Below are 13,632 nucleotides of genomic sequence, written 5' to 3'. Positions count from 1 at the left end.
TATGAAAAGATTATTTTTAGCTTGGCAAGATCCCAATACTCGCGCTTGGTTTCCCATTGGGCGTTTAAACTTTGACGGTAAACAGTATCAATTTGTTTATACACAAGGTGCATTAGCAGCTCAAGCTCAATATGGGTTTCCCGGATTACTTTCTTTCCCAGACTTGAACAAGGTATATACATCGATGGAACTGTTCCCTTTGTTCTGCAATCGATTAAAGCGACATTCTCGCCCAGACTATAAAAATTATATTGAATGGCTCAACATTCCTGAAGGTGAAGATGACCCCATTTCTATCCTTTCGCGGAGTGGTGGACGCAAGGCCACAGATAACTTTGAAGTTTTCCCTGATCCACAGCCAGATGCAAATAACTTATACCATATCCATTTTTTTGCACATGGACTCAGACATCTTCCGACTTGTGCAACTGAACGGATTAATCAACTACAACCGTGGGAACTTTTATACTTAGCTCACGAATTTCAAAATCCCTACGATCAAAAGGCTTTACTCTTATGTACTGAGGATCATCATATTGTCGGTTATTGTCCTCGGTACATTGTGGATGATGTTTTTCAACTCAAAAACAAAAATCCAGAACTTGTGAAAGTACAAGTTGAACGTGTCAACCCAGCACCTACCCCACTCCAGCTACGTTTGTTGTGTAGTATGACCGCAGAATGGCATGAAGATTTTCATCCCTTTTCCAGCCAGGAGTATCAGCAAATTGTCGCTGATATCCCCACTGGGTGTAGTACTCCCTAAACTTGATGAGAGGCCAGAAAAGCATCAACTTCAGCCGCAGTCGGTTGAGAAGCGATCGCACCTGGTTTAATAGTAGTCAGCGCCCCCACAGCATTAGCATAAGCAACAATCCGTTTAGCTGTTTCGGCATCCTGCAAACCTTGAATACCATGTTGACTTAGTTGGTGGGTAAATCCTGCCAAAAAACTATCCCCAGCACCAGTTGTATCCACAACATCAATCGGATAAGAAGGTAAATTCCCCTCATTTTCACCCAAACAATAGGCGCAACCATGTTCACCATCTGTCACCAGCACCCCATCAATAGAAGCCATACGGTAAGTAATAGCTCCTGGGTCTGTGGTATCAAATAGCCATTCCGCCTCTTCTTTAGAAAGTTTGAGAAAATCAACTCGCTTCAATATCCCTTGGATTTTTTGGCGCGCCATATCCGCATCTTGCCAAAATACAGGTCGCCAGTTCACATCCAGAATAATCTTCAGGTCGTATTTTTCTGCTAATTCTAAGGTGCGATGAATTGCCTGCTCACTTTCAGGATAGGCTAATTCCAGAGTCCCCAATACCAAAAAGTCAGCCTCTTGAAACAGTGACTCTGGCAATTTTTCAGCTTGTAAGCGGGTATCAGCAAATTCAGCAGTGTCATACTCACCAAATCCGGCAAAATTGCGATCGCCTGACATATCCCGCACCACATAAACTTGCCTCGTTGGTGCTGTAGAATGGCGTTGCACCCCTGTGGTATCCACACCAATTTCTTCTAATAGCTTAACTAATTCATTCCCTGGCTGATCTTCACCAACAGCCCCAATAAAACCTGCGGGAGTTCCTAATTTCACCAAAGCACAGGCCACATTAGCTGGCGCGCCACCTGGGTAAGGAGTCCAAGACTTCACCTCTTCTAGCGTTAGCCCCAATTGGTCAGCTAAACAATCAAACAAAATTTCACCAAGGCACAAAACACGGGGATTGCTCATTTCATGAATCCAGAATCTGAGATTTTCGATTTTGAGTTACTAATTCCAGTATAAAAGCTACAACACTCTTAACTCATCTATCGCCAGTCCTAAACTCAACAAAATACCACTTTTTGCTACTATCATCCCCAATATATCCTCCTATTCTTCCGGTTTTAATTATGCATTATTACGGTTTTATTGGAAAAAAAATCTTCAAAAAAAACTAATTTTAACTACGTATGACGAACACAGGAAAATCTAAAGAAAATCTAGTCAATTCCAGACTGCCATAACTTAAAACTCCTCCCAACAAAAGAATCTTCTAGAATTAAAAGAGGATTAAGTACATATACCAAGGGAGGATAGAAAAAGTTATGGCTGGTGGCGCGTCTGGGACCCCTGTTAGTCTGTCAGACAGAGAATTGCAAATCATCGACTTAGTGGCCGCTGGCTTAACTAACCAAGATATTGCAGTCAAACTGGAGATTAGCAAACGTACAGTTGATAACCATATCAGCAATATTCTCACCAAAACCCAAACCGACAACCGAGTGGCTCTCGTCCGTTGGGCTTTGCAGTGGGGGAAAATCTGCTTAGATGAAGTGAATTGCTGTGTTTTACCCATCCGGAAAGATTAAACAATTTCTGGGTGTGTACTAATTTTTCGACTCACGCCTTTATTTTCAGGTGAATCTTTAGCGTAAATTCTGACCGGCATCGAAATCAAGCAATCATCAACAAAAATTAGCAACAATTTCCCGCCTCAAGCGTTACATTTATGAAGTCTATATTGCTCCATCAGCGAGGAGAGCAGTGTTTTTATGAATACTTCAGCTTCTGTTCAAGGTAGCTCGTCTACCTTTGATTTTTTTAGCTTTGATTTTACCGCACCGCAACCAACACAAGATGCTGAGTTACTCAGACAGCTATCATTCATCCCAGGGTTGAGAGAAATGATGCTACTGCGGCAGGTTCACGCCCTAGAACACGCCACTGTTTGGATTTTGAGTGAAGCCAACAGCGCCTATGCACCCAAAGGCAGACCCACAAAAGTGCAGGTAGATAACGAATTATTAGGCGGCTTGTCTACAGAACAAGGATTCTACCTTTATGGTGAAGTGAACATCAGTGATTTGCGGCGGGCGGTGACACTAGGCTTAAATCGTCTCATCAATGGTGAATGGGATTTAGCCGTGCATCCTCGCTGTGGCACAAATGTATCAGTTGCCATGCTGTTAACAGCCGGACTAGCTCTCGGTGTCAATCTGTTACTACCATTCCGACCAATTGAGCAATTAATCGGCTTAGGAATAGCCGCTACCACAGCAGCAGAACTCGCACCTGATTTAGGTTCCATAGCCCAGCGCTACCTAACCACAGCCATTCCCTTTAACCTAGCAATTGAAAATATTACTCTGACTCGCGACCTTTGGGGACGACAGGGACATTTCGTCAAAGTCAGTTGGCAAGAGTGACCACTTTTCTAGTCATTGCATAGCCTCAGCTACCTTGAATGTGTCGGTATACTGCTGGAATTTAAATATCAGCCCATTTCTCAGCGTATAGACATGAGAAAAATCCAATGTATAGCAACCCCCAAGAAGGTTAAAACATAAACGGATAATTAGGTCGGCGTAAATAAAGTTAACTGGATAGGGTCGTCATTTGTCATTAGTCACATTGGGAAGTCACAATTTTCCCCCCTGCTCCCTGCTCCCTGCTCCCCTGCTTCTTCCCCCACTCCCCAGCTATATATGAGAAAGCTTTACTTCTTAGTTCCAGGTACTCATGGCAAATTCGCCTGCGGTGGACTGTGGGCAGAATTAAAAACAGTTAAACTAGCGCAGCAAATCTGTGATGCTGATGTCGTCACTTATCGCCAAAGAGAAACAGACCAACTATTTATTGATGATTTGCTGGCAGAAAAAAATTTAGATGCGGCAATTTTTGTGATTAGCTGGGGATTTGATATCGCCCCACTAGCAGCCAAGCTTAAGCAGTACAATGTTATTTACCATGCCCACAGCGCAGGTTACAAATTTCGCCTCCCTGCGAGTATTCCCATCATCACAGTTAGCCGCAACACAATGGGATATTGGGGGCAGAAATCGCCTAATTCTCTGATATATTATTTGCCCAATCAAATTAGTAACGAATTTAAAAATTTACATCTAAAGCGAGATATTGATGTTTTAGTTCAAGCCCGAAAATCTTCTGAGTATTTAATCCAAGAATTGATTCCGGCTTTGCAGCAACAGTGTCAAGTAAAATTAGTTGATTCTTATGTAGAAGATTTACCTGGGCTATTTAATCAGGCAAAAATTTACCTGTATGACTCTGCCGAATATTGGGCGCAACAACCTGTGAGTGAAGGCTTTGGACTACAGCCAATGGAAGCTCTTGCTTGTGGCTGTCAGGTGTTTTCCAGTGTCAACGGTGGACTTTCAGATTATTTAGATCCTGGGTTTAATTGCTATAAAATCGCCGGATACTCAAAAGAATATGATGTGCAACGTGTAATCAAGTCGCTAAAATCTGCACAAAGTATCGATATGCCCGAAGAGTTTTTTGCCGAGTATCGAACTGAAAATATTCTCCAGAGATTGCAAGTTATTTTGGATGAAATCAACGAATTTTTTGATCACAAAATCAACTTTTCCGGCAATATTCAGGATTTGTCCCCAACTCGTGTGGCCAAACTACGCATTCAGAACATATACAAAAAAATCAGGCAGAAATACTTTTAGGAATTTTTGCTGTGAGTGTCCCTAATTATTTGGGTTATCTCAGATTTTACTACATATTTGATTTTATGTAAAATGTATAGTGGAATGCAGTTATTCATAAAAGTTATCCTTGCTTACGCAAAGGGCAATCATTAGATTTATTTATCATCAAAAATCAAATAAAAACGATTATTTGGTGCTGAAGTAGTCTAGTATACATTTATCCTAAATAAGATCATTCTGAAGCGTCAGTTTGTCTCAACCTACATCTGAATTGCCGTCTGGATAATCAGCTTACATAAGTTATATTTAATTCTTCCCACCAACTGGCTGTTACTAAAACTGTAACCATCTAAAGTTTTGCCTATTCTAAATGCAATAGTAAACAATCGAAACATAATTTAGCGTCCATTTTGATAGACAGCTAAAAACGTTGGGCAAACGAGGTAGCAGAATGAATCGGCAGAAATTAAGTGGTGTGGAAAAAAACTTCCTACAAAGACGTTATGGTGTCAGTCTAGGAAGACGCTACGTTTTGGCAGCAGCTAGTGTTGTTCTGTTCAGTGTGTTAGGGTGTTCCCAGGTTAGTGGTAGTGCAAATTCCCTGACACAATCTGATCTACCTTATTCAGAGACTCGATTGCCAAAAAAAACATTAATTTCTGATGCAAAACTCGTGAATGCTAATAATAAATTTGGCTTCAAACTGTTTTCAGAAATTTGGAAAAATAACAGTAGTAAAGATAACATTTTTGTTTCTCCTTCAAGTGTCGCGATCGCCCTGGCTATGGCATATAATGGAGCCAGTGGTTCTACTCAACAAGCAATGGCGAAGACCCTAGAATTACAGGGGATGAGTCTACCAGAAATTAACTCTGCTTACGCCACATTAAAAGAGTTGCTAGAAAATCCTGATCCGCAAGTGCAACTGACTATTGCTAACTCCCTATGGGCAAATAAAGAAGCCACTTTGCAGCCAAATTTTCTCCAAAGCACCCAGGAATTCTACAAAGCCAAGGTTACGAATTTAGACTTTAAAGATGCGGCATCTGCCAATACTATCAATAAGTGGGTCAAAGACAGTACTCGTGGAAAAATCAACCAAATAGTTGAAGAAATTCCACCTGATCAGGTGTTGTTTCTGATTAACGCCATATATTTTAAAGGAGAATGGAGCAATCAGTTTGATAAATCACAAACTGCCAAACATCCTTTTAACTCAATCTCTGGACAACAGAAGCAACAAATGATGATGTCGCAAACTGGCGAATATAGATACTATGAAAACGACCAGTTTCAGGCAGTGAGTTTACCTTATGGCGAAGATGGCAAAGTCAGCTTTTATATCTTCTTGCCTAAAGAGGATTCTAACCTGCAAACCTTTTATCAAAACTTGAATTTTGATAACTGGGAAAAATGGATGTCTCAGTTGAGAAATCGGGATGGATTTATTCGCTTACCCCGCTTTAAAACAGACTATGATGTCACACTCAATGATGCACTCAAAGCTTTAGGGATGGAGGAAGCTTTTAGCAATCAAGCTAATTTTTCTGGTATGGGTACTAATTTGAAAATTAGTGAAGTCAAACATAAAACATTTGTTGAGGTCAACGAACAAGGTACAGAAGCCGCCGCTGCGACATCAGTAGGAATGGTACCAACATCTTTTAGACAAAAACCAGAACCTTTCCGCATGATTGTTGACCGTCCCTTTTTCTCTGCGATTCGAGATAATCAAACAGGCAGCATTTTGTTTATGGGTTCAATTACAGACCCACAGTAGTAAGAGTAAATTTTTTGACTTTTGACTTTTGACTTACCCTTGGGGTCTAGGGCAATGTCGGTTCCGAAACACTTAGAGGATTATTGTGTTCAGCTGTTGATGATTTTTCTGTAACCACGGGTGCGGGTTTCTCTTCAGCTTCACCGTTGAACCCTTGAGGACGCAAGGCTGTTAAAGCCGTCTTGATAATTACAGCCGTGGGTACTGCCACAATTACTCCTAAAAGTCCACCAACTCTTGCCCCTGTAAGAACGGAAATGAGTATCCAAACTGGGTTTAAACCAGTAAAGCTACCTAAAATTCGGGGTGCAATTAAGTTTTCTAAAATTTGCTGCACGATCACAGCGGCGATTAAAACTTTGACTCCCATTGAGAAATCTTGCAGCGCTACAAGGGAGGTAGTCAGGGCGATACCCACTGAACCACCAAAGGGAACTAGAGCCATGATGCCAATAGTTAAGCCAAATAATAGCCCAAATGGCACTTTCAGCCACAAAAACGTGGGAATTAAGGCTGATGCCATACAGGTAGATAAAATCAGTTGAGTGATGAAAAAGTTTTGAAAACTCAGGCGGACTGTTTTAGAGAAAGGTTGGCGAAATTTGGTAGGTAGCCATTCCACTAAACTCTGCCAGAGTTCACCGCCATGCTGCAAAAGGTAGAATGTCAAAACCATTGTTAAGAGGAAATCTAGCAAGCTTGTGAATGTCACCACTGCGAGATTTAACACTTGTCCGGCGATCGCTTGTAGTTGACTCTTGACGCGATCGTTGATTTGGACTACAAGAGCATCAAGGTTAATTGGTAAATTCAGGGTTTCTGCTTTCTGATTTAACATCATTAATTGAGAACGGCCAGAGTCGATTAACTCTGGTAATCGCGCCACCAATTGCTGGGCTTGGCTAAGGGCGAGGGGAAACAGGGTAACACCCAGCGCTAACAGCACCGATAAGGCGATCAAAAAGACTAAAATGGCCACTTGTTCTCGCCTAGCACCTTGACGCTCCATCCAGCTTACGGGATAGTTGAGCAGAAATGCTAAAACTGAGGCTCCAACTAAAATCACTATTAGGGAGTGAAAATAATGGAAAATTGCCGAAATCGCCCAACCATTGAGAACTAAAATGGGGGCGCATAACGCGATCGCCCCAATGCGTGCTAGGGGTGTAAATGTCTGCCACCAGTTGAGTAGCTTGCGTGTCTGCATCTTTAGCCGATTGCGGGATAGAACTTAATTAAATCTTTCTCTATAGCTTATTATCTCTAACTACATCATCGCATTTCATCTCTCTAGTTTAGGATGAGACTTACCCTCATGGAAAATCTTGAACCAATTGACAATTCCCAGTACACTCAAGACACAGCCATTTCTAAAAGACAGTTATTTTGGTATTTAATTCCAGTCCTTGGCTTTTTTCCATCCTTGTGGACTCTCTATCGCGGCCGGGGAAGTCGGGAACAACTGGTTGTGAGTCGTCTGTCTATTACTTTGGCATTTACTTGGCTGTTGGGGTACTTCTTGTTAGCCACTGGGGCCGCGACTTCAGAATTTTTTACATTGCGGATGTTAATCCTCAATAGCTTTCTGACATCTGGTTACTTTTTGGTCAGTGTCTGGCTAATTATTCGACTCATTCAGGGGAAATCTCACCGTTTATCAGGGTTAAGTCGTTTTGCTGAACGAGTGTTGGGCAAATATTTGTCTTAATTTTGGCAATTATCCCGATGAATTAGTCGTATTATTACGGATTTTTTTCCGAAATTGCCGATGATCTCGAATCAGGTCTGGTCAAACTAACTTATTGTTGTCATACTTCAATTAATTATCTCCGGATTTGCCACAAACAAAGAGAAATCCTGCTATAAGTGTTGTGGTTAACATAACAGCAAGAAGTTAGCACGGTTAATTAAAGGTTAACTTCTATGAGTTAATTTGGTTGCATATTAATTAGTCAGAAAATTTACCGAGTTTGATCAGTAAGTGTGAGGAAGTCTGTGACCAGTCAAAGAACTTCGGCGAAACAAAATCAGTTAGCGAAAGCCCTGAAATCGAAAAAGAAAAATTCTCACAACCCTAAGTCTCGACGTTGGCTGTTGTTCTGGCTGGGTATGAGTGGGATTGCAATGGTGTCAGCAACAGCAGGGGCGCTGTTAGCGGTTTCTTTGACCAGTACTCCATTGCAGCAAGCACAGTTAAGTCCCCAAGAAGAGGCGGTTTTTGATGGCGATCGCATTTCTGGGACTGGGTTACGATTCTCAGAATTAACTCGCCCGGTTAATCTCTTAGTGATGGGGATGAGCGTACTGCCATCGGATATTCTCAATACTCCCACAGAATTGCAGAATCTGGGCTATCAAGCCCAGGTAAACTCTTTTGATGGGCTGGCTGATGTGATGATCTTGATCAAATTTGATCCAGCCACAAAAAGAATAGCTATGCTCTCAATTCCCAGAGACACTCGTACAGAAGTAATTGGGTATGGAGTCAAAAAACTGAATGCTGCTAATGTTGATGGGGGGCCGGCTTTAACTGCCAAAAGCGTGAGTCATCTTCTGGGTGATGTGGCAATTGATCGCTATATCCGTATTAATGTTCTGGGTGTGGGAAAACTGATTGATGCCTTGGGTGGAGTGACAGTACACGTTCCCAAAGATTTGAAATATCAAGATGACTCCCAACACCTATATATCAATTTAAAAGCAGGCCAACAGCATCTCAACGGCGATCAGGCTTTGCAACTATTACGCTTTCGCCATGATGAACTCGGAGATATTGGTCGGGTACAACGGCAACAAATGCTGATCCGGGCGTTGATGGATCAGACCCTCAACCCGGCAACAGTAGCTCAATTACCCCAAGTTCTCAACGTAGTTAAAGAAAATATTGATACTAACTTAACAATTGAAGAATTATTAGCGCTAGCAGGTTTTGGTGTCCGCACAAACCGCGCCAATATGCATATGTTCATGTTACCAGGTCGCTTTAGCCAACCAGATGAATATATTGCTAGCTATTGGATACCAAACGAAACTGGTATTTCTCGAATGATGTCTCAACACTTTGGTGTGGAATTAACTAGTCAACTGAGAGACGTTAATGTCCGCTCTCTGCGAGTATTCATTCAAGATAGTACAGGTAGCGATCGCTCTGAACTCATACCTCTAATTAGGAGTTTAGAAGAATTCGGATATCGCAAAATCCAGATATCTCCACCGTGGAGTGAACCTCTACAAGTGTCTAATATCATTGCCCAGCAAGGAGACGGCGAGAATGCAGAGTTAATTCGCAATGCTTTGGGATTTGGGGAAGTGCGAGTGGAAAGCACTGGCATTATTGATTCTGATGTTACCATCCAACTCGGTAGGGATTGGTTACAACAAAAACGTCTCTTTGAAGCGACTTATTAAAATTTATCCCTGATCTGAGAGATTTTCCAGACATCAAAAGTGCTGAACACTCAGCACTTTTTCGTGAAAGGTTTACTTTAACTGGAAATTTTCCTAAAATAATTTCATCACCAGATTCGCAGAATTATAGATGGACTGGATTACACTACTGCGATCGCTACAGTCTGATTTTATTCAAAGGTTAACATCCGGTTTTTTACTTCATTGTGAAAGAGAAGGTCAATATAGTGAATTAACTGTCATTTCTGGAGAAAGACTCAAGACATTACGAGAATTTTGCTGGCTGATGGCGGAAAAATATAAGCGGACTTCGCCAGTGCGTGACGTTTTTATTAACAACCTCAAAGGCAAACTGGGTGAAGAAGTTGTCAAAGAACGTTTAGCCGATTTTATTACAGAAGTCGATTATGAAACCCGATTTGGCGGTGATGGAAATATTGATTTTACCTTAAATTCTAACTCAACAATTGGTGTTGAAGTCAAGTCTCGTCATGGCAGTATCGATAAAGTCAGATGGTCAGTTAGTTCTCAAGAAGTTGCCAAAAATGCAGTTGTAGTTTGCGTTTTAATTCAAGAAGAAGTCAACGAAGCCCAACCTGAATATCACCTATTTTTAGCTGGTTTTTTGCCTACGCAAATGATTAAGTTAAGAACTGGCAAAATTTCATTCGGCATAAATCAATTATTATATGGAGGTGGTTTATGGTGCTATCTAGAACAGTTACAAAAGAATAATAATTATCAAGATTTTTCCTCTAATTCATCTCCAAGTCATCAGGTAAATCCTGAGTTTTCACGCTCTGCTGAAAAAGCAATGGGGAACCTAATCCCCCAACCCCCTTCCCTACAAAAGCCTATCTCCTTGCAGGAGGAAGGTTTGGAGAGAGGTTTTCCAGATAACGTGAAAAATCAGCAAGTTAATTATGTACAAAATAGCCAGCAAGATTTAAATATATTTAATCTAAAACTGGGTGATGAATGTTTTGCAAAAGGTAAATATGAGGCGGCAATTAATCATTATAACCAAGCTTTGCAACTGAAAGCTGATGCTGATATTTTTTACAAACGAGGTTTAAGTTACTATCAATTAGGAGATTATGAAGCAGCAAGTGATAATTTTTCCCAAGCAATACAGTTGAATTTTAATGATGGAAAAGCATATAATAAAAGAGGTTTAGCTCGTTATCAACTAGGAAATTATCAAGAAGCAATAGAAGATTATACTCAAGCTATCAGAATTAATCCTCATATTGCTGTTGCGTATAAAAATCGGGCTGAAGCGCGTTCTCACATTGGAGATAACCAGGGAGCAATAGAAGATTACACTCAGGCAATCAAAATTAATCCTGATTATGCCGATGCTTATAAAAACCAGGGAATTGCCCGTTATTTTATAGAATATCACCAGGGATTCTCTCAGGCAATCAAGGTTAACCCCCAGGATGCTCTTGCTTACAAAAATCGTGGTAATGCTCGTGCTGATTTAGAAGATTATCAAGGTGCGATCGCAGATTATACTCAAGCAATCAAAATTAATCCTAATTATGTCGATGCCTATTATAACCGTGGTAATGCTCGTTATGATCTAGGAGATTACGAGGAAGCAATTGAGGATTACACCCAAACTATTCAGATTAATTCTAATTATGCTCATGCCTATTATAACCGTGGTAACGTTTATTCGGAGCTAGGGGATAAACAGCTAGCAATTAATGATTTTCGCAAAGCAGCAGATATTTATCGTCGAGAAGGTAAACTAGAAGCACTTAAAGATGCCCGCGAAAGAGTTTCAGATTTAGAAATCGCCGAATCATTAGATATTTTAAACTTCTAAAGTTTTCATCTGTGTACCCTGGGGGTAGCCGCTACGCCTCTACATCTGTGGATAATGATCTTGTAAAAAAACGCAACTGCAACAGAAATCTGTCACATTGTCAAGTTATCCCTTCCGTGAGCTACGCTAACACCGACAAAGCCAAATCGCTATTTGCCTTCTTCTAATTTCCGTAATTGCTGCTCTGTCCGCTCATAGGGTTTTGTCTTCGGTTGCCAGGAGCCAAACAAATTCGTCACAAAGTTGTTCATAGCTGTCCGAGTCTGGGTACTGGCTTTTCCTAAAGCACCAGGTAACACCTGATCTCCTGCTGCCACAAACAGTAGAAAGCCAAGGAGTATCAAAGGCATATTTTGTTTCATGTCTAAATTCCCTCACAGATGGTATTAGTACCGCAAGGCGGAAGTCAAAAGTTAAAGAGCTTATTATATAGGCTTTTCACTTTTAACGTTACCGTGAAAACTATGAGGAATAACACTCGGTAATCCTAATCGACACATGGGTTCTGCATCTAGGCGCTGCTGTATGTATGGCTGGAACCGTATTCTTAGAAGGTAAACGTAGTCCGAACCGTGCCAACATAAATTTTGTCATTACTATTATTATGTTCCGGATTCGTAATTACAAATAATCCCGGAGTTATTGCCAGATTATCTGTGAGTTGAAAGTTATAAAAGGCTTCTAGATGTAAAGATGTATCCTGATCTTCAAAGGGATCACCATAACTATGATAAGTAACTTTAGGCGGTTGACCCACCACAAACCCAGCAAAGCTACCTTCTCTGCCAATATCTGTGAGAGCTAGCAGTACAGACCATGTGGAGATTACGGCATTTGGGTTTGCTGGTAAATTTTCTGCTTTCGCATGAATCAAACCAACTCGACCGCCGAGGCTGATATTTGGGTTAATTTGCCAAGCAGCTTCCGCACCAAAGGAATTAGCCGCGATCGCATCGGCCTGATCATTAAACGGATTGCCAGTTAATTCACTACCAGTTCCCGTATTCAGATTATTGTAAGAGTGGAGATAGGTAAAGCTGATTGCTGTGGTTTTAGTGGGTTCGAGGGTAAGTTGAGCGATCGCACCGTAAGGATTAGCAAAAATCCCCTTGTCTGGATTAGCTGCATCGCTGGTGACATATCCTAATGACAAATTCAGACTGTCACTCAAATTATGAGAAATACCAATACCAGCACCACCACCTTGGCGGCGAATGGGGTTTTCCCTGCCAAATGTAGAAATTGATCCGTCTCCACTACCGCTAAAAAGAGGATTGACACTCGGAACAAAGTCACCTAATCCTCCTCCCAAAGCGTACAAAGTCATGCGGGTTTGCTGACTGAGGGGAAATTTATACTCTAGTTCATCTAATTCCACCTCATTGTCATCATCACCATCAAATCCCAAATTTGCCATTTGAGTTCCAGTAAATTCTGCCAATTCTGGTGTGTTGCGCGCTTGTAGGCGGAGTTTCATTTCGTCTTTTCCCGTAAAACTAGTTTCTAAGGAGAGACGAACGCGATCGCTAAATGCCAAATTCTCATTTATTGGCTTATCGCTACTGTTGGCTTTTTTCCCACCCGCAAATCCACTCACAGCAAAAATAATCTCTCCTTCAAGTTCAACTTGGGGTGAGAATTGTTGTGCTTTCAATGTAGCAACTTGATTTTCTAATAAATCTACTCGGTTTTCTAGAGTTGCTAATTCTGCCGAAAATTCCGTTTTTAATCGTTGGAGTGTTGTTAAATTTTCTCGATTAACAATCTCAGAATTAGTATTTGAAATTAGCTCATTTATCTGTGTAATGCAAGTATTTAATTCGGTTGCAAATTGGTAGCGATTTAGAGTTTGATTGGTATAGTGAGTAAAATTATTAATACAGTTATATTGTTCAATTAATGAATTTAGTGTTTGAACTTCCCAACTATCAAGCCTAATTTCTGATAATTGAGATACAGATGTTATCTGATTATCTGATATTGCGGGTGTGGCATTAGCTAGAGTTATGCTGTGCAAAGCTAATGAACTAATGAACCCAATTTTTAATAAATAAGTTAAAACTCTCAATGCTCTCTCCTGAAAGTCAGAAAATTAAATAATTACTGTTGTTGAGGAAATAATCTGGATTTTTTTTGCACGCAGAGGCGCAGAGTCGCAG

12 protein-coding genes are annotated in these 13,632 nt (G+C 40.9%); 8 read left to right on the top strand and 4 right to left on the bottom strand.

Annotated features, from left to right (window positions below; translation table 11 throughout):
- The first annotated feature begins 1 nt into the window (after window position 1).
- Window positions 2–766, top strand: coding sequence for an HIRAN domain-containing protein (locus tag AACX33_RS07195; RefSeq protein WP_193997793.1), 765 nt, complete (start codon window positions 2–4; stop codon window positions 764–766).
- On the opposite strand, the gene AACX33_RS07190 is transcribed toward AACX33_RS07195, so the two are convergent.
- Complete coding sequence (locus AACX33_RS07190; RefSeq protein WP_193997794.1) at window positions 763–1,740, bottom strand: carbohydrate kinase family protein; 978 nt, start codon at window positions 1,738–1,740, stop codon at window positions 763–765. The two genes, AACX33_RS07195 and AACX33_RS07190, sit on opposite strands and share 4 nt — an antisense overlap.
- A 356-nt stretch (window positions 1,741–2,096) precedes the next feature.
- On the opposite strand from AACX33_RS07190, the gene AACX33_RS07185 reads away from it, so the two are divergent.
- From AACX33_RS07185 to AACX33_RS07170, 4 genes are all read left to right on the top strand, one after another.
- Window positions 2,097–2,360 (top strand): helix-turn-helix domain-containing protein, encoded by a 264-nt coding sequence (locus AACX33_RS07185; RefSeq protein ID WP_193997795.1) that lies wholly within the window; start codon window positions 2,097–2,099, stop codon window positions 2,358–2,360.
- Between the two features lie 183 nt (window positions 2,361–2,543).
- Window positions 2,544–3,197, top strand: coding sequence for a DUF6391 domain-containing protein (locus AACX33_RS07180; RefSeq protein ID WP_193997796.1), 654 nt, complete (start codon window positions 2,544–2,546; stop codon window positions 3,195–3,197).
- 279 nt (window positions 3,198–3,476) lie between these two features.
- On the top strand, window positions 3,477–4,469 hold the full coding sequence (locus AACX33_RS07175; RefSeq protein WP_193997797.1) for a glycosyltransferase: 993 nt from the start codon (window positions 3,477–3,479) through the stop codon (window positions 4,467–4,469).
- 433 nt (window positions 4,470–4,902) lie between these two features.
- Window positions 4,903–6,231: a serpin family protein gene (locus AACX33_RS07170; protein ID WP_193997798.1), complete on the top strand. Its 1,329-nt coding sequence runs from the start codon at window positions 4,903–4,905 to the stop codon at window positions 6,229–6,231.
- 46 nt (window positions 6,232–6,277) lie between these two features.
- On the opposite strand, the gene AACX33_RS07165 is transcribed toward AACX33_RS07170, so the two are convergent.
- Window positions 6,278–7,438 carry an AI-2E family transporter gene (locus AACX33_RS07165; RefSeq protein WP_193997799.1) on the bottom strand — a complete coding sequence of 387 codons (1,161 nt, stop codon included), beginning with the start codon at window positions 7,436–7,438 and terminating at the stop codon, window positions 6,278–6,280.
- Between the two features lie 108 nt (window positions 7,439–7,546).
- Between AACX33_RS07165 and AACX33_RS07160 the strand changes: the two genes are divergently transcribed.
- From AACX33_RS07160 to AACX33_RS07150, 3 genes are all read left to right on the top strand, one after another.
- On the top strand, window positions 7,547–7,939 hold the full coding sequence (locus AACX33_RS07160; protein WP_193997800.1) for a hypothetical protein: 393 nt from the start codon (window positions 7,547–7,549) through the stop codon (window positions 7,937–7,939).
- A gap of 287 nt (window positions 7,940–8,226) precedes the next feature.
- Window positions 8,227–9,639 (top strand): LCP family glycopolymer transferase, encoded by a 1,413-nt coding sequence (locus tag AACX33_RS07155; protein ID WP_193997801.1) that lies wholly within the window; start codon window positions 8,227–8,229, stop codon window positions 9,637–9,639.
- A gap of 130 nt (window positions 9,640–9,769) precedes the next feature.
- Window positions 9,770–11,473: a tetratricopeptide repeat protein gene (locus AACX33_RS07150; protein WP_193997802.1), complete on the top strand. Its 1,704-nt coding sequence runs from the start codon at window positions 9,770–9,772 to the stop codon at window positions 11,471–11,473.
- A gap of 149 nt (window positions 11,474–11,622) precedes the next feature.
- Here the strand turns inward: AACX33_RS07150 and AACX33_RS07145 are convergent, their stop codons facing one another.
- Together AACX33_RS07145 and AACX33_RS07140 are read right to left on the bottom strand one after the other, a co-directional pair.
- Window positions 11,623–11,835 (bottom strand): hypothetical protein, encoded by a 213-nt coding sequence (locus AACX33_RS07145; protein WP_193997803.1) that lies wholly within the window; start codon window positions 11,833–11,835, stop codon window positions 11,623–11,625.
- A 185-nt stretch (window positions 11,836–12,020) separates the two neighbouring features.
- Window positions 12,021–13,541 carry an iron uptake porin gene (locus AACX33_RS07140; protein WP_193997804.1) on the bottom strand — a complete coding sequence of 507 codons (1,521 nt, stop codon included), beginning with the start codon at window positions 13,539–13,541 and terminating at the stop codon, window positions 12,021–12,023.
- Window positions 13,542–13,632: the final 91 nt, after the last annotated feature.

Origin of the sequence: Nodularia sp. LEGE 04288, assembly GCF_963896525.1 — a bacterium.
Taxonomy (GTDB): Bacteria; Cyanobacteriota; Cyanobacteriia; order Cyanobacteriales; family Nostocaceae; genus Nodularia.
Note: the sequence above shows the minus strand (reverse complement) of the source record. Positions and strands in the feature narration are given on the sequence as shown.

What these genes read in the sequence shown, in the direction of transcription:
- AACX33_RS07160 (WP_193997800.1), top strand. Translation starts at nt 7,547, where the DNA reads ATGGAAAATCTTGAACCAATTGACAATTCCCAGTACACTCAAGACACA.
- AACX33_RS07185 (WP_193997795.1), top strand. Translation starts at nt 2,097, where the DNA reads ATGGCTGGTGGCGCGTCTGGGACCCCTGTTAGTCTGTCAGACAGAGAA.
- AACX33_RS07145 (WP_193997803.1), bottom strand. Translation starts at nt 11,835, where the DNA reads ATGAAACAAAATATGCCTTTGATACTCCTTGGCTTTCTACTGTTTGTG.
- AACX33_RS07195 (WP_193997793.1), top strand. Translation starts at nt 2, where the DNA reads ATGAAAAGATTATTTTTAGCTTGGCAAGATCCCAATACTCGCGCTTGG.
- AACX33_RS07190 (WP_193997794.1), bottom strand. Translation starts at nt 1,740, where the DNA reads ATGAGCAATCCCCGTGTTTTGTGCCTTGGTGAAATTTTGTTTGATTGT.
- AACX33_RS07165 (WP_193997799.1), bottom strand. Translation starts at nt 7,438, where the DNA reads ATGCAGACACGCAAGCTACTCAACTGGTGGCAGACATTTACACCCCTA.
- AACX33_RS07150 (WP_193997802.1), top strand. Translation starts at nt 9,770, where the DNA reads ATGGACTGGATTACACTACTGCGATCGCTACAGTCTGATTTTATTCAA.
- AACX33_RS07175 (WP_193997797.1), top strand. Translation starts at nt 3,477, where the DNA reads ATGAGAAAGCTTTACTTCTTAGTTCCAGGTACTCATGGCAAATTCGCC.
- AACX33_RS07180 (WP_193997796.1), top strand. Translation starts at nt 2,544, where the DNA reads ATGAATACTTCAGCTTCTGTTCAAGGTAGCTCGTCTACCTTTGATTTT.
- AACX33_RS07170 (WP_193997798.1), top strand. Translation starts at nt 4,903, where the DNA reads ATGAATCGGCAGAAATTAAGTGGTGTGGAAAAAAACTTCCTACAAAGA.